The 18,352-nt window shown below is 47.6% G+C and carries 26 protein-coding genes; 15 read left to right on the top strand and 11 right to left on the bottom strand.

The window, feature by feature from the left end; genetic code table 11:
- Positions 1 to 123: 123 nt before the first annotated feature.
- Together PSE6802_RS0101505 and PSE6802_RS35160 are read right to left on the bottom strand one after the other, a co-directional pair.
- Complete coding sequence (locus tag PSE6802_RS0101505) at positions 124 to 438, bottom strand: addiction module antidote protein (RefSeq protein ID WP_019498315.1); 315 nt, start codon at positions 436 to 438, stop codon at positions 124 to 126.
- Entirely contained in the window at positions 425 to 577 is a 153-nt protein-coding gene (locus PSE6802_RS35160; protein WP_263970302.1) for a type II toxin-antitoxin system RelE/ParE family toxin, read from the bottom strand. Before PSE6802_RS35160 ends, PSE6802_RS0101505 begins: the two co-directional genes overlap by 14 nt.
- 337 nt (positions 578 to 914) lie before the next feature.
- Between PSE6802_RS35160 and PSE6802_RS0101515 the strand changes: the two genes are divergently transcribed.
- Positions 915 to 1,394, top strand: coding sequence for a GNAT family N-acetyltransferase (locus PSE6802_RS0101515; RefSeq protein ID WP_019498316.1), 480 nt, complete (start codon positions 915 to 917; stop codon positions 1,392 to 1,394).
- Between the two features lie 570 nt (positions 1,395 to 1,964).
- On the opposite strand, the gene PSE6802_RS0101520 is transcribed toward PSE6802_RS0101515, so the two are convergent.
- A complete protein-coding gene (locus tag PSE6802_RS0101520) occupies positions 1,965 to 3,386 on the bottom strand; it encodes a GTP-binding protein (protein WP_019498317.1) in 1,422 nt (473 codons plus the stop codon).
- Positions 3,387 to 3,610: 224 nt separating this feature from the next.
- Here PSE6802_RS0101520 and PSE6802_RS27310 point away from each other — a divergent pair, with 224 nt between their 5' ends.
- The 9 genes from PSE6802_RS27310 (at position 3,611) to PSE6802_RS0101560 (ending at position 8,634) form a co-directional block, all read left to right on the top strand.
- On the top strand, positions 3,611 to 4,492 hold the full coding sequence (locus PSE6802_RS27310) for a Tic22 family protein (protein ID WP_019498318.1): 882 nt from the start codon (positions 3,611 to 3,613) through the stop codon (positions 4,490 to 4,492).
- Between the two features lie 206 nt (positions 4,493 to 4,698).
- Positions 4,699 to 4,884: a hypothetical protein gene (locus PSE6802_RS0101530; RefSeq protein WP_019498319.1), complete on the top strand. Its 186-nt coding sequence runs from the start codon at positions 4,699 to 4,701 to the stop codon at positions 4,882 to 4,884.
- Positions 4,881 to 5,021 (top strand): 50S ribosomal protein L34, encoded by a 141-nt coding sequence (gene rpmH / locus PSE6802_RS31645; RefSeq protein WP_071592247.1) that lies wholly within the window; start codon positions 4,881 to 4,883, stop codon positions 5,019 to 5,021. Before PSE6802_RS0101530 ends, rpmH begins: the two co-directional genes overlap by 4 nt.
- A 52-nt stretch (positions 5,022 to 5,073) precedes the next feature.
- Positions 5,074 to 5,427, top strand: coding sequence for a ribonuclease P protein component (gene rnpA, locus PSE6802_RS0101535; RefSeq protein WP_019498320.1), 354 nt, complete (start codon positions 5,074 to 5,076; stop codon positions 5,425 to 5,427).
- Positions 5,417 to 5,827 carry a PH domain-containing protein gene (locus PSE6802_RS0101540; RefSeq protein ID WP_019498321.1) on the top strand — a complete coding sequence of 137 codons (411 nt, stop codon included), beginning with the start codon at positions 5,417 to 5,419 and terminating at the stop codon, positions 5,825 to 5,827. Before rnpA ends, PSE6802_RS0101540 begins: the two co-directional genes overlap by 11 nt.
- Positions 5,828 to 5,855: 28 nt before the next feature.
- A complete protein-coding gene (gene yidC / locus PSE6802_RS0101545) occupies positions 5,856 to 7,253 on the top strand; it encodes a membrane protein insertase YidC (protein WP_026102986.1) in 1,398 nt (465 codons plus the stop codon).
- Between the two features lie 35 nt (positions 7,254 to 7,288).
- Positions 7,289 to 7,789, top strand: a complete 501-nt coding sequence (locus PSE6802_RS0101550; protein ID WP_019498323.1) for a Jag family protein — start codon at positions 7,289 to 7,291, stop codon at positions 7,787 to 7,789.
- 12 nt (positions 7,790 to 7,801) lie between these two features.
- The gene (locus tag PSE6802_RS0101555; RefSeq protein WP_019498324.1) at positions 7,802 to 8,311 is read left to right on the top strand and encodes a YceD family protein; all 510 of its coding nucleotides are present in this window, start codon (positions 7,802 to 7,804) and stop codon (positions 8,309 to 8,311) included.
- 68 nt (positions 8,312 to 8,379) lie between these two features.
- A complete protein-coding gene (locus PSE6802_RS0101560; RefSeq protein WP_019498325.1) occupies positions 8,380 to 8,634 on the top strand; it encodes a DUF6761 family protein in 255 nt (84 codons plus the stop codon).
- A gap of 21 nt (positions 8,635 to 8,655) precedes the next feature.
- Here the strand turns inward: PSE6802_RS0101560 and rsmG are convergent, their stop codons facing one another.
- Together rsmG and PSE6802_RS27315 are read right to left on the bottom strand one after the other, a co-directional pair.
- Positions 8,656 to 9,360 (bottom strand): 16S rRNA (guanine(527)-N(7))-methyltransferase RsmG, encoded by a 705-nt coding sequence (gene rsmG, locus PSE6802_RS0101565; RefSeq protein WP_019498326.1) that lies wholly within the window; start codon positions 9,358 to 9,360, stop codon positions 8,656 to 8,658.
- Positions 9,361 to 9,468: 108 nt separating this feature from the next.
- A complete protein-coding gene (locus PSE6802_RS27315; protein WP_019498327.1) occupies positions 9,469 to 10,794 on the bottom strand; it encodes a calcium-binding protein in 1,326 nt (441 codons plus the stop codon).
- Positions 10,795 to 11,078: 284 nt separating this feature from the next.
- On the opposite strand from PSE6802_RS27315, the gene PSE6802_RS0101575 reads away from it, so the two are divergent.
- Positions 11,079 to 11,513: an HHL1-like protein gene (locus PSE6802_RS0101575; protein ID WP_019498328.1), complete on the top strand. Its 435-nt coding sequence runs from the start codon at positions 11,079 to 11,081 to the stop codon at positions 11,511 to 11,513.
- An 88-nt stretch (positions 11,514 to 11,601) separates the two neighbouring features.
- On the opposite strand, the gene PSE6802_RS0101580 is transcribed toward PSE6802_RS0101575, so the two are convergent.
- Positions 11,602 to 12,237, bottom strand: a complete 636-nt coding sequence (locus PSE6802_RS0101580) for a YIP1 family protein (protein WP_019498329.1) — start codon at positions 12,235 to 12,237, stop codon at positions 11,602 to 11,604.
- Between the two features lie 43 nt (positions 12,238 to 12,280).
- Positions 12,281 to 12,433, bottom strand: a complete 153-nt coding sequence (locus tag PSE6802_RS33990) for a hypothetical protein (RefSeq protein WP_019498330.1) — start codon at positions 12,431 to 12,433, stop codon at positions 12,281 to 12,283.
- 289 nt (positions 12,434 to 12,722) lie between these two features.
- Between PSE6802_RS33990 and PSE6802_RS30665 the strand changes: the two genes are divergently transcribed.
- On the top strand, positions 12,723 to 14,399 hold the full coding sequence (locus tag PSE6802_RS30665; protein ID WP_019498331.1) for a cupin domain-containing protein: 1,677 nt from the start codon (positions 12,723 to 12,725) through the stop codon (positions 14,397 to 14,399).
- A gap of 48 nt (positions 14,400 to 14,447) precedes the next feature.
- On the opposite strand, the gene PSE6802_RS0101595 is transcribed toward PSE6802_RS30665, so the two are convergent.
- Positions 14,448 to 14,939 (bottom strand): 2TM domain-containing protein, encoded by a 492-nt coding sequence (locus PSE6802_RS0101595; RefSeq protein ID WP_019498332.1) that lies wholly within the window; start codon positions 14,937 to 14,939, stop codon positions 14,448 to 14,450.
- Between the two features lie 253 nt (positions 14,940 to 15,192).
- Here PSE6802_RS0101595 and cbiT point away from each other — a divergent pair, with 253 nt between their 5' ends.
- The 3 genes from cbiT (at position 15,193) to PSE6802_RS33005 (ending at position 16,797) form a co-directional block, all read left to right on the top strand.
- Positions 15,193 to 15,795, top strand: a complete 603-nt coding sequence (gene cbiT / locus PSE6802_RS0101600; protein ID WP_019498333.1) for a precorrin-6Y C5,15-methyltransferase subunit CbiT — start codon at positions 15,193 to 15,195, stop codon at positions 15,793 to 15,795.
- A 458-nt stretch (positions 15,796 to 16,253) separates the two neighbouring features.
- Positions 16,254 to 16,619, top strand: a complete 366-nt coding sequence (locus PSE6802_RS27325) for a Uma2 family endonuclease (protein ID WP_263970275.1) — start codon at positions 16,254 to 16,256, stop codon at positions 16,617 to 16,619.
- Positions 16,620 to 16,650: 31 nt separating this feature from the next.
- Positions 16,651 to 16,797, top strand: coding sequence for a hypothetical protein (locus PSE6802_RS33005; RefSeq protein WP_019498335.1), 147 nt, complete (start codon positions 16,651 to 16,653; stop codon positions 16,795 to 16,797).
- 205 nt (positions 16,798 to 17,002) lie between these two features.
- Here the strand turns inward: PSE6802_RS33005 and PSE6802_RS27330 are convergent, their stop codons facing one another.
- The 3 genes from PSE6802_RS27330 to PSE6802_RS0101620 all read right to left on the bottom strand — a co-directional run bounded on the left by PSE6802_RS27330 (position 17,003) and on the right by PSE6802_RS0101620 (position 18,226).
- Positions 17,003 to 17,377 (bottom strand): hypothetical protein, encoded by a 375-nt coding sequence (locus tag PSE6802_RS27330; RefSeq protein ID WP_019498336.1) that lies wholly within the window; start codon positions 17,375 to 17,377, stop codon positions 17,003 to 17,005.
- The gene (locus PSE6802_RS31650) at positions 17,374 to 17,583 is read right to left on the bottom strand and encodes a hypothetical protein (RefSeq protein ID WP_071592248.1); all 210 of its coding nucleotides are present in this window, start codon (positions 17,581 to 17,583) and stop codon (positions 17,374 to 17,376) included. Before PSE6802_RS31650 ends, PSE6802_RS27330 begins: the two co-directional genes overlap by 4 nt.
- A gap of 85 nt (positions 17,584 to 17,668) precedes the next feature.
- On the bottom strand, positions 17,669 to 18,226 hold the full coding sequence (locus tag PSE6802_RS0101620) for a hypothetical protein (protein ID WP_019498337.1): 558 nt from the start codon (positions 18,224 to 18,226) through the stop codon (positions 17,669 to 17,671).
- Positions 18,227 to 18,352 lie beyond the last annotated feature (126 nt).

Raw genomic sequence — 18,352 nt, forward strand, 5'->3', positions numbered from 1 at the left:
TAAGATATAGCCATAGACAGATCTGTTAGGACAGGGGGTGTGGGGGCTACGCCCCCACGCAGGGGTGAAACCCCTGCACCCCGTCCTAAGCCTGTTGGCTATAGCTATACTAGGTGGGTATGCCTAATCGTAAGACGGTAACTTTTGTGGCATGAGGCGGTAACCCATTGCCTGAAGGATGGCACTGATGCTGCTGAATTGAGGATTCCCGTTTTCCGAAAGGGCTTTTTGCACTCCTTTACGGCTCAATCCCGTCATATCAGCAATCTGGCTCACGCCCTTAACGCGGCTGACAATTCGCAGAGATGACAGTAGAGCAGCGGCATCGCCACTTTCTGCATATTCGTCAAATAGCACGGTGATGTAATTGTCTATCTCATCAGGATGCTTGCGGAGGTATTCTTCAGTCACCTCACTAAGAGTTCTATAGTTGCTCACGACTTAAATACCTCCGCCAATAGATTTTTGCTTGTTGAATGTCATCGTCTTGACTACCTTTGTCTCCACCACACAGCAACACAACAATGCTGCTGCCGTGTTCCGCAAAATAGACTCTGTAGCCGGAACCAAAGAACATCCGTAACTCGCTTACTCCTTCCCAACCGACTTGCAATCTCCAACGTTGCCCTGTTCTAGACGGGAGAGACGAGCAAGAATTCGCTTCCGCGTGATGTCATCTCGTAGTTCTTAAAGCCATCGAGTAAAAGGTTCTTCTCCGTTGGAATCGGCATAAACGATAACCCGCTTGGGTGTAGCTGTATCCGACAAGGCTGGCTCTTCCTGAAAATATAACATGGCGAACTATAGTTCGCAACTATAGTAAAATGCAAGCGGTAGTGTTCTAAAAGTGTGGGGACAACGCCCCCACCTCCCATCCGTAACCACAACAATTTAAATTGGTATAAGGTTTCTTCATGATAAATCTAAGGAAATATAACCCTGAAGATTGGGATGCTATTGCAAATATTCACGATAGGGCAAGATTAGATGAATTGAGAGTTTCAGTTGGTGTCGAAGCATTTCTCTCATTGGCGGTCTCATTTGAGAATGAGGGACTATTTGAGGGAGAAGTTTGGGTCGCTTGCGATAATGAAACTGTAGTTGGATTTGTCGCCTTTGCCGATGATGAGGTGACTTGGTTATATGTGTCGCCTGACTATTATCGACAGGGCATCGGGAAAAAATTGTTGCGCCAAGCGATCGCTCGATGCGGTCAGACTGTATCTACATCTGTACTGAGTGGTAATGATGCAGCCTTGCATCTTTATCTCAGCGAGGGATTCAAAATTATGGAGACGAAGACAGGAAAACTTAATGGGAATGAGTCTTTCCCCGCAACTGGACATATTCTTGAGCTTGTTAAGGTAGCGAGACAGGATGAGATATTGGATTAACTGGATATTCTTAATTTCTCTGCTTTTAGTCAGCATCATATATCGGTTTTCAGATGAAAACGAGAAGGGGGTTTGGGGGCGTTGCCCCCAAGAAGGGGAGGCAGGGCGGTCTTGGGGGTTCCCCGCTAGAGCCACTGCCGTGTGGAACCCCTTCACCCCGTCAATAAAACCTGTTCTCAATTGAAAAACGCTATACTTATTCGTGATTTTCCTTTATGAGCGCTGTTCAAGAATTTACTTTGCAAGGCAATACCCACTGCCAGGGCAATTAGTAGATGTGGGTGGGCGCAAATTACACTTGCACTGTGTCGATGATGGGAATGTAATGGTTTTACAACATCATAGTCCCTTGTGTGAGCGTGGTGAATCCGCCTCGGATCGAGGGCTTTGCTCAAAGTGAATTAAGTCGGACGTTCTGATTTCAGGAGATCGTCCCAAACATTCGGCTTGCTATATCACCATACCTAGTACACCAAAACCAAAGTTTTGGAGGGGGGTGGAGGGGGTGAAACCCCCTTCTGGGGGCTTTGCCCCCATTCCCCCATGTTGCAAAATTTATGATTTGCAACACTAGGTTTTCATGCGGCTTAGATCGAGTTTGCTGCGCAATTCGTCTTTAATTCGGGCGAGGATAGATGCCTCGTCAAGGTTAGAGAGAATCTGATTCACTACTGCCTTAGGGCCTAGCGGTCCCCAGGATGCACCGTTAGCCAGATATTGCTTGGTCACCAAACCGATCGCATAGGCAGACACCCCCGCCACACCTGCTTGGGTAATTGCTACGGAGACATACGCCCCCATTGACAGCCCTCCCGTTGCAGGTGCCGTTATACCCAACAAACTCTTAAGCGACCCTAAACCCAAATTGGCTAACAGTTCGCTGGCACTGATGCCACCCATGCTAATTGCGATTTTTTGCATCAAGGAGATCGCCCCTTGATTAGTCATGTTAATGCCGTAGAGCTTAGATAAAGCCAGAATCATCGATACATTAATTACCGCCGTACTAATTACATCAACTACGGTGACGGGATTGACCGCGATCGCCACGGCTTCGGTGATTACGGCATTCCAGATAATGCGATTGGCACGGCGATCGCGAATTTCCATCTTGCGCTGTACCAGCCGCTCCTGGATCGCATCGGCAAAGATCATGGAATTCAGCGCTACCAGGACCTTGCCCTCGCGATCGAGCACGTCCAGAATTTTTAACTTGAGGTCGTTAACCTGGGGCTTACCAGGCACCATTTCTGCTTCGTAAGAGCCATCGGGCTGCTGCACTGCCTTTGCCACCAGTGGCGATGCCGCCGCCATCACAATTTCATCCTCAGTCAAAATTTGGCGCACCCGCTCGTCGCGAATCTTGGCATAAATTGCCATGCGGTCTGGCATGGGATACTGGTCGATTTTATTAAAGACCAGCAAAATGGGCTTGCTGGCTTCGCGCAACTCCGAAAGAGCTTCATACTCCACCTTCGTCATGTCGCCGGCAACCACAAATAAAATTAAGTCCGCCTGTTCTGCTACTTGATTGGCTAGCTTCGCCCGTACTTCCCCGCCAACTTCATCAATTCCCGGCGTATCGATCAATTCGATGCGCGCCGTGCCGAATCCCTTCATCGAAACCCGCATAATCTGGCTGTTACTGCCCGCGATCGCTTCCCGCGACACCTGCCAGTTAGCCGACTGGCTGGCTCTGGTGACACCATGAACTGGCCCTGTCAAAAATACTTCCTCTCCCAACAAAGCATTCAGTAAAGACGACTTGCCGCGTCCCACCATGCCAAACACAGCAATTTGGACAACCTGATGCTCCAGTTTATCGAGCATCTGTTGCAGCCCTTCTAGATCGGACTCCAGACCCTGTCGCTCTCTAGCTGTGAGATCGAGGTTAGTCACGATATCGCGGAGAGTGCGCTGTGCCTGCTTGTAATTTAGCTCAGCTAAAATCTCCTCAAAACTAAGATCGTCCGCGTTGTCATTCACATCCATAATTCGGCAAAAAAGCAGAGGAACTATCACTATTATCTAAGAGTCTGAAGGTAACGGAAATTTGCTTAGGAAATGTACCTGAACTAGCTGTGGCAAAAACTCCGATCTAAGGTATATTGCTTGGAACTTAACTAACTTTTAGACGCAAGCTATTGACTAAATTCAGTTAACGCAGAATATTAGTATGCTTGCGCCAACCCTCGAAACCCAGGAGAAATAAATCTGTGATTAAATCATTGCTAAAACTAGCCACAGTTGCCAGTGTGGTAGGGGCGATCGTAGTGGCTCCCATTACTAATCTTAGGGCAGAGGCGCTCACTGAAGCTCAAGCCCTAGAGCGACTGACTGGCATTCCGGTTTTTACCATTACCGATGACAAGGGCAACCCATTACTTGGTTCGCAGCAAAAGCAAGGTGGCGGCGAACAACAGCAATTCTTACTGTTCTTCATGAATCCCGACGATGCCCAGTCAATGCTGGGGCAGATCAAATCTACCAACCCGGAACTTGGGGGCAAAGCCCGGGTAATTGTGCGTAACATGAGCGAGGCGATTCAGCTCATCAAGAAAAATAACGACAAAAAGATCGCGTTTCAGATCGTGCCGTCTAAAGCCAGCATAGATTCTGCAAAAAGTATCCTGTCAGCGCAGGGCAAGCCAACTGATAAGTTGCCTAACTTGCCTGTCTTTTTTGCTATAGGGGGCAAAGATAAAGATCAAGGGCTCTTGACTGTAGAACAAAATGGCAAGCAACTCGTACCCTTTTTCTTTGACCAGAAGGATCTACAGGGCTTAATCGATCGCGCCAAGCAGCAACAACCTAACGTGGCAGTCGATACGAAAATCCAGGTCACTTCGCTGCTCAATGTAATTGACTCCATGGTGACCAAAGATAACAAGTCCAACCCCGAGGCAGAAAAATTTATGTTCGTGCCCTCTAGAGCTGCGCTTGAGGTGGCACTAAAGCAACAGCCCAAAAGTCCCCAGTCCAGTCAACCGCAGTTGAAGCCAAGCGCCCAAAATCCAGCTAACCTCAAACCCGCGACAAAACCTGCCGCTAAGCCTGCTGCCAAACCTGCTGCCAAGCCTCCCGCTCCTAAAAATTAACCGGCGGAAAAAGCTAAAGCTGTTTTTAAATACGTGCCTTCCGCATAGCTCTTGGCACGTATTTTATTTTGGAGTTATACCAAATCTTGCTTAGTCACCCCCTCTTATAGCTATAGCCAGTAAGCTTAGGACGGGGCAGGGGTGAGTCCCTTGCGCGGGGGCTACGCCCCCACACCCCCTGTAATAACCGAGCTGTCTATGGCTACTTGGAGTCCGCGCAGGCGGACTTTGCTCGTGTAGCTGCCACTTTCGGTCGCCAGGCAATATTAGGAATAATTAACGCGGATTTGGTATTAAATCAGCAGGCGGTTATTGGGGATTCTAAAACCGCAGCAAAAATGATAGAATCAAAAACCTTGGCAATATTTGATATTCTCGCAAAACTGCAATGACTAAACGTACCTTGGGCGGCACCGTCCGCAAAAAGAAACGTACTTCAGGCTTTCGCGCCCGGATGAAATCTCCTACAGGGCGGCGCGTAATTAAGGCTCGTCGCCGTCGCGGTCGGCTTCGCCTCACAACGGTTTAGTACTTTATTAATTAGTGTTTAGGTTTCATCAGCCCCAACCCATGAGCTTACTGTGCTGCCTGCTAAACATCGCTTAAGGCGGCGACAGGATTTTGCTACTGTTTATGCAAAAGGCGATCGCTACAGCGGTCGGTACCTGCGATTGCGCGTTTACAATACGACCAATCTGGGTTTTGCTAGCCAGATTGGTATAGTAATTAGTAAAAAAGTAAGTAAAAGTGCGGTAATACGTAATCGAATCAAGCGTCAACTGCGTGCCATTTGCCGTCAACTTCTGTCACAATTGAAACAAGGTTTGCAAATAGTTGTCACAGTTTCTACCTTAGATGGTAGTCCGAGCTATACACAGCTTGGTAACGACCTCACCAAACTATTGATCGAAGCGCAGGTATTGCATGGCAGTTAAAGAAGAAATCTATTTTGAAGGCAAACCGCACATTGGTGACCTGATTATCGGGTTGCTCATCAGCGTGTTTGTAATTACAATTCCCCTTACAATTAGCTCAATTGTAAGGGCTTTGTGGGTTAGGTACCGCATTACCAATCGCCGCATTACTGTAACTGGAGGCTGGATGGGGCGCAACCGCACCGATGTTATCTATGCGGAAATTGCTAAAGTGGTAATCGTACCCCGTGGTTGGGGTAGTTGGGGCGATATGGTGCTGACCTTAAAAGATGGCTCTCGCTTAGAGTTAAGATCTATACCCAAGTTCCGCGAAGTTTATGACTACATCGAGTCGAAACTCAGCCTCAAAGCCAAGGAAGCCAGTGGTACTTTAGGTACTGCTGGAAAAGCTGCAACTTAAACTCTAACTAATATTATTTTCAATCAAGATGGATTTCGGTGTAGGTTTCCTTTCAAATAACGTCATGTTGCCGATCCTGGATTTTTTTTACGGGATCTTCCCCAGTTATGGGTTGGCAATTGTAGCACTGACGTTGGTCATTAGATTCGCACTATTCCCTGTTAGCGCCAACCAGATCCGCAGTATGCGGCGGATGAAAATTGCTAACCCAATCATGCAACAGCGCATTAAAGAGGTGCAAGAGCGCTACAAAACCGACCCTGCTAAACAGCAGGAGGAAATGGGTAAAGTCAACGCTGCTAACTTTAAAGAGTTTGGTAACCCATTATCGGGCTGCCTACCTGCACTATTGCAAATGCCAATCTTGTTTGCATTATTCGCCACACTACGCGGATCGCCATTTGCTGACATTAACTACAATATTAATTTTCAAGTATTTCCTAAGGAACAACAGGAGCAAATTCAGCCTCAAGCTTTTGTTTCTCCACCCCAGAACATTTATTTTGCCGACGAAGTTCACTACCCAATTATTGCATCGATACCCAGCGGCACCAACCTGGTTGCAGGCGAGCAAACCAAAATTGCTTTGCAGACCTCTGAAGGGGAGAAATTTGACAGCTTAAATGCCAAATTCCCAGACATCGATCTCACTCCTACCTGGCACGTTACCAAGGGGAGCGAAAATGTGGAGCTGCTACCTGACGGCACGGTAAAAGCAATCCACCCTGGTGAAGTCACCGTGCAAGCCACCATACCCGGTCTGGCTGCTAACAAGGGTTTTTTGTTTATTCAGGCGTTGGGGAAAGTTGGTGTCACCAATCCGGATGGCAGCATTAGCTGGGATATTTTAATTATGGTGCTGGGCTTTGGTATTAGCTTGTACATAAACCAGGCACTATCAGGAGGATCGAGCAAGAGCAACTCCGATAACCAGCAACAGGAGACCATGAATAAGGTCACTCCTATTATCTTTTCTGGGATGTTTCTCTTCTTCCCGCTGCCAGCAGGCGTGTTGCTTTATATGTTAGTTGCCAATGTTTTCCAAACAGTTCAGGCATTTATCGTGTCTAAGGAACCTCTGCCAGAAAATCTTCAGAAGCTAGTTGAAGCCCAAGCAAGTGTTGCATCCCAGCCGATCCCCAAGTCACAGGTAACCAGGACTGAAACGACTAAGCCAGAAACCACCAAGCCTCAAGCCGCTAAAACTCAAGTAACTAAGTCCCAGGCAGATAAACCTCAACCTGATAAGGCGGAGACAAAGCCTGCTACTGAAACACAAAAAACAGAGCCTAAAGCAATTAAACCGAGCGAATCCAAACCAGTCAAAGCACCTCCTATTAAACCTAAAAGCAGTCAAGGGGAAAAGTCTTCGCTGCCGTTTGAGCCAGGTTCGTCTAAATCCTCATCTAAGAAGAAGAAAAACTAGGGTCTTTCGATAAGTGTAGGAGTTTAAAAGCAGACATGCAGCAGACTGATAAGAGTTGCGATTGGTTGAAGCAATTGCTCGATCTGATGGGCTACCCTACTCAGGTTAAAGCAATACCGGCTCCGATCGTAGATCCCAATTCGACCGATATTAATGTCTGGCTGGAAATCGATCGCAGTAACTTAAACGACCTACAGATCCAGATGTTACTGGGTCGAGATGGTTCAAATCTAGATGCAATACAGTCTTTAGCTAATCTCTATCTGAACCTTGGCAAGGAGTCTGAAGGCGATCGGCATTTTTACACGATCGAGCTAAATGGTTATCGTGCCGAGCAGCAGGCACGGCTCAAAAGTCTGGCTGAATCTGCTGCCAGCCAGGTACGCCAGACGCATCAGGATTGTCAAATTAAACATCTATCTCCAGCCGAACGCCGTATCGTACACATGCTTCTTAAAGAGTGTCCCGATCTAGAAACCTTTAGTGAAGGCGTGGAGCCTCATCGTTACCTGATCGTCCGAGCGTTACAAACCTAACAGTTACAGCCAATGGAAAAGATCTTCATCCCTCAATTGGCAAAGGCAGTTGATGCCACCGAGACAATTCAGTTCAAGGAATTTATTGAAGGACTCAATACGCTGACTCCCGTGCAAGGGGCAATGACCGTCAAGCATCTGGGTTCGGTGTTGGAAGTCAAAGCCGAGGCATGGGCGATCGTGACACTTACATGCGATCGCACGCTACAGCAATTCAACCACCGCCTCTACGTTAATAATTCTGACGATCCCGAACTAATCTGGTTGTCGGCTCCAGTTCCCAGCGACCAGTTGCCGAAAGAGCAGGAGATCGATATTAACGATCTAGTGGAAACCCTGCCACCTAACGGTTACTTCGATCCAGCCGAGTGGCTCTACCAACAGCTATGTCTGGCTATCCCATTCCAGAAAATTGCTCCAGATGCCCCACCCCTGACAGAGCTAACTGAACCTTTGCCACCAACTACAGTAATTGATAAAAGATGGGCAGCTTTGAGTTCTCTCCACATTCCCGAAGCCTAACCTTTTAGGTAGTAGTGAGGCAAGTTCTGGCAATGGTAAAATGCATACATGCCGTGAGATAGTGACCTATGCTACAAGATACACTTACAATTCGGAACTATCAAAAACTCACTGACTCTCTGGTAGAAATGTGGGAACGTGGTTATCGTACAGATGAACTACGTCTGTTTTTGGATGGTTACCTTGCCGCACTCCGTACTACCAATGCTATGGAAGTACATTTAATTCATCGTTTAGAGCAAGAAGCTACTAGATTTCTCTACGATGCTTCTAACTTTAATACGCCTTACAACAGCAACCTGCAAACTGAGCGAGAGATGTAGGTTTGGGTGGCAACCTGTAATTCAGTCTGTAATTTCCGATCGCGCAACTTTATGCGCAACTTTATAAATATGTATGCAGTGCCTCTGACTGGCAGTCAATGGGGTAGTAAAGCTTTCAACGCGGGTAATTTTAGCCTCGATCTTAGTGTTGACAAATTGGTGGCAGGTATCCTCTAGTTCCAGTTGCTCGAATTCCGTCCACTGACCTCGATAAAGAATTGCGATTCCTCCGACCTTGAGAAACGGCAGGGTGTATTGCGCGCAAAGTGCGGCGCTGCCTACGGCGCGTGTAAGTGCAAGGTCGTATTTTTGAAAATGCGTACCCAATTGGTTCAAAGCTTCGGCACGTCCGGTAAATGTGCTGACCTGTTCTAGACCTAGCGATTCTACAGCACTGCGAATAAAATTAGTTTTCTTAGCTTTACTATCCAGCAAGCTCAAGTGCCAAGAGGGTTGGGCGATCGCGATCGGCAAACCCGGAAAGCCCGCCCCCGTACCTATATCAATTACCTTTAGCCCAGGGTGCTCCCACACTTCTAGTACGCCGCGCAATGAATCCCACAGATGCTTTTCCCAAAATTCAGCTTCGTCAGTAATGCGGGTGAGGTTTTGAGTTTGATTGCCTGCTAACACCAAATTGTAGAGTTCTGCAAACCCTTGTTCTTGTGCAGGTGTTGGTTGCCAATTTAGAGTTTGTTGCCAATAGGAAGAAAATTGCTCAAACATCAAGTCCTCGATAAATATGGCTCTGCACCCTTATTAGGGATGGAGCATACCAAAACTGTAGGGCTAACAGTAGTTCGCCCTACAGATAAAGATCGCAGAGCCAGATCGCTAAATCAACGTAAAGTCACCAGTTGCCAAACCTGCAACGCCTTGCAAGAAAGCAAGGTCAACCGCAGCACCACTGCCAGCCCCATCAACATCAAACTTCAAGAATTGAGTTGCCGTATCAAATAAGAAGTTGGGGTTAGCACCTAGTGCTACCGGCGCGGCACCAGAGACCAGGGTAAATCCGCCAGAGTTAGCTGCAGTTGTAATTGTACTGCTGGCAGTACCGCCAAACGCAGTCGCCAGGATTCTGATTTTGTCAGTACCGGAGACAAAATCGGTAATCGTATCAGTGCCTTCATTTGGAGCGCTAAAGGCGAATACACTAGCGCCGCTACCACCCGTGAGAGTGTCAGTACCCGCACCACCTACAAGCGTATTGTCACCAGCAGCACCATTGAGCGAGTCATTGCCTGCACCACCATCAATGAAGTCATTATCATCGCCACCATCAACGATGTCATTACCATTGCCACCGATTATCGAGTCATTGCCGGTACCGCCAACGATCGAGTCGTTACCATCCAAACCGCTAATCGTGTCTGCCCCACCAGCACCATTAATCGTATCGGCACCGCTAGTAGCGATCTTACCAGGCACGCCTGTAACTGGGTCAGAAGATGTAGCACCAATCGTTTCTGGCAATTCGGTGCCCAGGATAGTATTGGGCGTGCTGCTGCCGCCACCGCCGCCGCTAGTTCCTAAGCTAATAAAGTCATCGCTGGTGATATTAGCTGCTGTAGCACCAATTACGGTTGCGAGTAGCGCGCCGCCACTGGAAATTGTGACATTATCACCATTTTGAGCGATCGCCAGATCGGCAAAAGTTAAGGAGCCATCTAATCCGAATTTATCTTGTCCGTCCGCAAAGTCAGCGATCGTATCTTCGCCTGAAGCAGTGGCAACAACAAAAACATCATTACCTTCTCCACCCGTAAGCGTATCGTTACCTTGATCGCCATAGAGCGTGTCATTGCCTACGTCCCCGAATACCTGGTCGTTATCCTGTCCGCCGCGCACAAGATCGTTGCCCTGTCCGCCAAAGACACTGTCATTGCCAATATTACCGTTAACAAAGCCATCATCACCAGCATTACCGTTGACGAGATCGTTACCCTGACCGCCGTAGACCGAGTCATTTCCCTGACCGCCATAGACTGAATCATCACCAGCATTACCGTTGACAACATCATTATCTGCGTTGCCATTGACGATATCGTTGCCAGCTAAGCCGCGCACGGTGTCGTTGCCAGCCAAGCCGCGAATATCATCGCCATTAGAAGTGCCATCTAGAAAATTATTACTGGCATCACCAAGAATATTTGCCATATGTCGTTGTTGGGAGCTTTTAGAACATTTGCCAGAGCACCTTAGCATTAGTTTTTAATTTCGTCAAAATAAGTTTTATCAAAATTGATAAAAATAGGATATAATTTCTAGGGCATTTTTAGGAAGTTTGGTTTGGACTGTAATTCTCAAAGAAAAGTTCAGAATTTTGCGATCTGCTGTCAAGAACTTAAGCAAAATTTAAACTTCTGTCTAAGGACTACTTCTCGCAACCCGCAATAAACTCTAAACTACATGGATATAGTAAAAAACATTTACATAAGTCCATGGCAACTCCTACAGGATTCGGCAAAGTTACCGCACCAAAGCCTAAAGCTGAGAAAAATAAAGCTAAGCGTACGGTAGCTAGTCAAAAATATGAAGAAATGAAAAGCTCTGGCTTGCCAGAGTTTAGTATTTACGTGCGGATTAAGGGAAAACCCAATTGGATACCTGCTGGTTCTATGACCGTCGATCGCAGCGACAAAATTAGTCTAGCCATCTACCAACAGGAAGAAGAGCTAATCGAAGGTGTTATGCGCTTATATCCCAAAATGCGTCAGTACCAGAGCCAGCTAGAGTATGGCTATCGGCTCAAGCAATTTAATGACGAAGCGATCGCCGTTGCCATTCCTCCACAACCAACACTGGGCGATGCCATGCAAGCAAAGCTCAAACAATGGCAAGGGCAATTTACTAAGTTGTTCGACCGGAAAGGCTAAGCATAATTCCCTCGAACTAGCCCCCTAAATCTCCGAATTTTGGGGAAGTTTGACGATCTGTTCCTCCAGAATAGGAGGCTGGGGGCACTTAATAGCCTGCAATACTCAAAAGCAGGCTAACCGAATTCCCAGTCCAGATAAGTGCCACAAAACCGCCAGCGATCGCTAACGGCACCAGGAGTGCCAAACGCCACGCACTGACTGCGATCGCTACCGATGCTGCCCATACCTGCCAGACGATAAACCATAACATTACAACTAATGCCGCACTGGTACCCCACTCCCCGCGAAGGCTTAAGGCAGGGCCGATAAAAATCCAGGGTAGGCTGGCAAATGCAGTCAGAGAGAGCAACACGTTCAGATCGATCTGACGTTGAAATACTGTTGCGAGGCGCTGTAGCAGGAGCGAGAAAATCAACCAGCCAACTAGGGCAGCCACAACCGTTGGTACGATTTGCGATGGTCGTCTACCCGTACGGATCGACTCCAAAACATTCACCAATACAAGCACGCATACACCGCCTATTGCAGAAGGGCGCGATCGCAGGCTGGCAAATGCCTGGGCGGGCGTAAATAGAGTGCCGTAGATATCTTCTAAAAATCGCGCGATCGCTCCCGTAGTCGTCGATCCTCCACCTGGAGAGGGTAGCTGCTCTACTTGTGCGATCTCCTCGCTAGCAGGATCGCTTGATTCGTCGTTTGGAGGCTGCATATCTACATTCATCAGGATCGAATTAATTATTAACAGAATTCTCAATCATTTACATTCATAACGCAATGTGCAACTTTCCCCATTGCCCTAACTCTAAATCCCTCTCCCAGAGCGGGAAAGAGACTTTGACCGATTCTGGTTCCTCTTCTCCCAAGGCAGGAGAAGGGGCTGGGGGATGAGGGAGCACGTTAGTTGCATCGCGCTTCATAGTAATTTTTGCTCATTACATATGACTGAATTTATTCTCATGAGATAGCCAGCAATGCCAACATTTCAACCAATGGTTACTGCGCCTTGAAGGCACCGCTCTATAAATCTACTTAATAAAAATCTACAGTCAGTTGGAGGGGAAAATCTTAATTCTTTAAGGAAAATTGCCTGTTAATACGCAATTCTTTTCTATAGTCAAGTCTACAGGGAAAGATATCTTGGACGTGACTAGTGTGTTGTCTGGCGCGTTGCAAGTGAACACTTTTGAATAAAGAAGGAAAACCTGCATGGCTGTAATTACTGAAGCTCCATTCAACGGGACTCCGCTTGCCGACTTGATTACCGGGTCTCCAGAGGATGATGCAATTAATGGATTTCGAGGTGACGACACTATTAATGGAGGGGATGGCAACGATAACATCAATGGTGGTTTTAATCAGGACTTAATTAATGGTGGCAATGGCAATGATGTTTTAATTGGCGATCGCGGTATAGATACCCTGGTAGGCGGGGCGGGCAGCGATACGTTTGTAGTTGCCAGAGCACCTGGAAGTAGCGGCTCCACCGAGGGCGACATCATTGCGGATTTCAATCCAGCCGAGGACAAGATCGGACTGGGTAGCGGCATAACTTTCGACCAGTTAGACGTGCGGATTGAGGGGAATAATGCTCGCCTCGTCGATCGCTTGACGGGACAACCCCTGGCGATCGTAACGAACATTACCAGTTTGAGCGCAGCTAACTTTACCTCCGTCCCAGTGGGTGACTTTGGGCGTGGCAATGTCGATCTAAACGGTCTGCCAGAGGGGGTCAGGGTAGTCGGTTTCTTTAACCTGGATGACGAGCGAGCCTACTACCTCTCGTCGTCGATTTATACCGACTACGCCAACCAGCGCGATACCCGACAAAGATTCGTTTCGTTTGACTTCCTGCAACCCCCATCGCCCAATGAGGGTACAAGGGTTGGACCTTTACCCCATACCCATTTCAACGAATTTGAGTGCTTCTTCGTGGTTGATGGCACTTTTACCTTCACAGTTGGTATGCAAGATGGCACGATTATGGAGGAGAAAGTATCTGCAGGTCAACTAGCCTATGGGCCACAGGGTCGCGTCCACGGCTTCCGTCTCGATCCGGGTACTGGCCCCGGCAGAATCTACTCTTTTGCTCTGCCGGCTGGATTAGACGATTTCTTTGTTAATTCTGGCGATGAAGTTGGCAATCGGTACAATCCGATTCCACCCATTACCCTAGAGGAAATCAGTCGCACGGCTTTCTGGGCACAGCAACGCAACGATGCCCTCTTTATCCCCAACGCAGATGGTACCGGTTCCGTAGATGGCCGTCCCGTGCCTACGTTCCGACCAGATTGGCCGGATCATCACTCAGCAGATATTTATGATGAAAGTCGGCCTGAGATCCTCGGGCCATTTGGCGAGACGCGGCGCTCTTTGCTGACCCCCGAGGAGGTAGGTGCAGTAACCGGGCAGTTTGCCTGGAAAGGAACGGGTACGGCAAAGTTCGTTCAAGATTTATCTAATCCCTTCGTACCTTTCCGTGGGCCGAACGAAGTAGCGTTCCTAGACCCCAATGTCCCAGTCTATCCTGGCGGCACTATTAGCTACGACTACATCTCATTGGAGCCAGGACACGAATTCGCGCCGCTATATACCGATCCTAGAGATGGGTTTAATCTGTTCTACACGCTGGATGGAGAACTCTCGCTCCAGTTTGCCAATGGTAAGACGATTACCGTGCCGCCTTTAACCTTCATACAAATTCCAAATGGCGTGGCATACTCGATCGCTAATTTTGGCTCTACTCCGGCTAATACGCTGGCAATCGATCCTTTCAACGCACCTGTACCTGGAAATCTCAGTCCCTCCGAAAATCCTGGGCTTGATTTCTATACTTTAAGTCAACCACCCGACGGCTCGTTCCTACCACCAGCTATACCTGCCTAATTTTAGGTAGGGGTATTGAGGCAGTGGGGCAGACATATAAATCTGCCCCTATTGTGGTTTTAGCCATTCTTCTAATTTAGCGGTTACCTTGTCAGTGATTTGGGTGGCAATCAAGCTGCGTTTTTGCTGGCGGCTCCACTGTTGGAATTGTTTTTCGTATTCGGCACTGTCGGTTTGGTAGGTCGCCCAAGCGTCCAGGGCAACTGCCAGTCCCCAACCCAACAAGGGGTAAATTGCCCAGGAAATGTTACCAGATGTTAGGAGATTGATGCCAATCAGAAAAGCGTTGACCAGGGCGTATTTGATCGCATGGTCGCGGAATTTTTTTTTCCTATAGGTGTCGAATACAACCCGTTCTCGATCCTGCACGCTTTGAGCCAGCCATTCCTGTTCGGCGATCGCGAAGTCTGCATCGCTAATCCCCAGATCGGAGGCAATTTCCCGTACTTGCTCTCGTGTCAGATCCTGTCTCGCCCCTTTACGAGCGATCGCTTTTTGTAAGATCTGCTGTACTTGTTCTTCGTTATAAAAATCAGGCATAGCCAGGACCTAGCTTAAGCATTTAGATATGTAATATTTTAGATCGGCAGGCTTTAGTAATATAGCGATCGGCTTTCAGCTTTCAGCGATCGGCTTTTTTAGAGGGTCAATCTACAAGTGGTTCGATACATCTTATATAGCAATGCTAAGTCATTTATGAACGGGGTACCCCGTCCTAAACCTGTTGACTATAGCTATACTTGGAAACTTTGATATCTACATAAAACTTTACAAGGTTTAAAAGGAGTTGTTAATGCACGAGCAGATCTGGCCTTATGTTACTCCCGGCATTCCCGACGATCTATTCGAGCGTTTGCCCGGTATACCCATGAGTAAATGCGAGGTCAGACTGCTGATGATCGCGCATCTGCGGTTACTACCCAATTCCGTGCTCTGGGATATCGGTGCGGGCACGGGTACTATTCCCGTAGAGACTGGACTGATGTGTCCGAACGGTCGGATCGTGGCGATCGAGCGCGATGAGGATGTGGTCGAACTGATCGGGCGAAATTGCCAGAAATTTGGGGTCAAGAATGTCGAAATAGTTGTGGGTAGCGCGCCAGAGTGTCTCAGCACGCTCGACCATACTCCCGATCGCGTTTGCATTGAAGGGGGGCGATCGATTAAAGACATCTTGCAACACGTATGGGAACGCCTGCCTTTGAAGGGTAGAGTTGTAGCTACTGCCTCGACCTTAGAAGGGCTATATGGTATTTCTGAAAGCTTCGCCGAACTACACGTGCGTAATATCGAGGTGGTACAGTCCGCTGTAAACCGCCTGGAAACCCGAGGCAATCGGCAAACCTTTGCCGCTGTCAATCCCATGTTTATTTTGAGCGGGGAGAAGTTGGAGTAGGGGGGGTAGGTTGAAAGTCAATTCACCCCTACAGAGACGATAAAGACCACGTGCTGGAGCTATAAATGAGGGCGTAAAATAGGGATAAACCCAATGCGGCAAGTATGGCATTCGGTAATTTTGCTTTTAGCATTATTTACAACTCATTGCTTCAGTGTTATAGCGGTTTTCAGATGAAAACGAGAAGGGGGTTTGGAGGCGTTGCCCCCAAGAAGGGGAGGCAGGGCGGTCTTGGGGGTTCCCCCCTAGAGCCACTGCCGTGTTCTACCCCTTCCCCCCGTCAATCAAACCTGTTCTCAATTGAAAAACGCTATAACTAATGTAGATCGAGCAAGTAATTTGCTGATATAGCTGCGGACAGATTCTGCTGATATAGCTGCAGACAGATATTCTGGGAACATAGATAGGGGGTGGGTGGGTATGAACGGTATTCTAACCCCGCCTCCTATCCTGAGTCTTTGCCTTACCAATTGTCAAGGTTCTCTACCTTTGCCAGAGTTTGGAGGTTCCGGCTTTGGCCTACCTTTCACTCGGCAATCGAAGCCATTCAATATCCTTGTTTAATTGTTGAGGTTTTATCTCCAAGTACGGCCAGTTATGACCGAGGTGATAAGTTTAGATTGTATCGTCGCAATCCTAGGCTGCAAGATTATGTTTTAGTTGATGCGGAAAAAATAGCGATCGATTTATACTGCAAAAACGATCGCGATCGTTGGGAGATTTTTAATTATCAGGCGGGGGATAATATCGAGTTGCAAAGTGTAGGGTTAAGCTTTTCCATTGAGTCGGTTTATGAGGATATTGTTTTTGAGAAATCCGTATAAATTGTCAGTATTTTTTATCAGTTTTTGAGTGATGAGTATTACAACTGTTAATCAAAAAAAGCTCAAACTGCTATTTCAAGAAAAGCGCGAGGAGATGTTACAGATTGCCGCTAAGCATGGGGCGTTTAATGTGCGGGTGTTTGTCTCTTTGGCGAGAGGTGAGGAGACAGATTTTTAGTGGCTTATTGACAGCAAAAACGACCTTCGAGAGTTACTTGGAACTCCCCAAAGCCTTACCAGTAAAGGTTCCCCAACCGATGGGCGATGAGGGACTCGAACCCCCGACATTCTCGGTGTAAACGAGAAGTCACTTATGATTAGGAGTACTAATAAGTAAGGATTTTGGGCATTGTCAATAAAGTATCTGGGCGTAAATCTGGGCGTTACTGCTGTTCTAACAGTCGGTCTACCTTGTTCTCGATCGCATTGAGTTTTCTCAAGATAGTGGGGCGATCGCTATCCAGAGACGCTAACAGGTTGGCAATACCTAAGGTGGCTTGTCTGAGTTCGGCGCGTTCCTGTTCCGCTGCCTGTTGGGTTGCAACCAACTGAGCTACATCCCTGCCGATCGCTTGGGTTACTGCCGTGAGATCTTCCAATTGCTCGTCAATCCGACTCATACGTTCGTTACTGACAGCGGTAGCTTCGCGTATCACTTCACGTATAGACGCGATCCCTTCACTATTGGCAGCAATCGCCGTTGCTGCTGTGGCAGCAAACTTGTCTATAGTTTCATCTGTCCAACGTTCAACGCTCATGATTTATCACCTCCCATCAATTCTCGCTGTGCTGCTTCGGTAATCACCCGTCGCAACCATGCAGATCTATTAGGAAGCGATCGCACTAAGGCATCAATATCCGCAGCGATCCTTACCGAAAGGTTTTGCCCTGCTAGTGGTGCGGTAGTACTATCGCAACGGGGTAATGCCTTTAGATTCTCAGGTCTGGGGTGTGGGTTTGGCATTCATTACTCACAGTAATATACTACTGTAGATAGTAACACACAGAATGGCTGTAGACAACAATATATTGCAGTAGTGCTATTGACATTAACCAACCCGTTCCCACATTAGCGATCGCCCGTTGCGATTGCACACCTGCCAGCGCTCGCCTTTCTCCAGAGCTTCGGCAATTAGTTGCTCTTCAGGAGTGCGATCGTGGCGTTTGGCGCGCGTGGATAAATTTTTAAAGCTAACATCCAGGTTGGCGCACAGCCTGGCAGTGCCTATAGGTGGCTCACTTTGGGGAGCAATTGTTCTCGCTGGCGAGGATATATCGGTTTTATTGGGCTTGCGCTCTAATTGGCTACTTGATCTGGCGATCGGGCTGCAAACTTCCTTCAACTCAGCCTCTAGATCGGATCTTATTATGTCTATACGTTCATCTAGACGTTTTTCGAGGTTGTCTAGTCGTTCGTCTATACGTCTTTCTAGATCGATCGTGTTTTGGTCTAATGCGGGAAGAGAAACGCGGCCATCTACAAAATCCTCAACATACTGAAGTAGTAAAGCTGATGCGCTATATCGATTAACTGCTGCTCTGGCTTTAAATTTCTCCCATAGCTCTTCCTCTATTCGGAAAGTGGCTAGGGTGTCTTTTTTGATCATTTCTATACTTGTATAGATTTTAGATATACAAGTATATCATACTTCTATACAGGTATAGAATATTCGCGAATGGGAGCCAAATTTTATGAAGAGGGAATTCCCACTTTACTTTGTAAGCATCCAGCA

Origin of the sequence: Pseudanabaena sp. PCC 6802 (assembly GCF_000332175.1) — a bacterium.
Classification (GTDB): Bacteria; Cyanobacteriota; Cyanobacteriia; order Pseudanabaenales; family Pseudanabaenaceae; genus PCC-6802.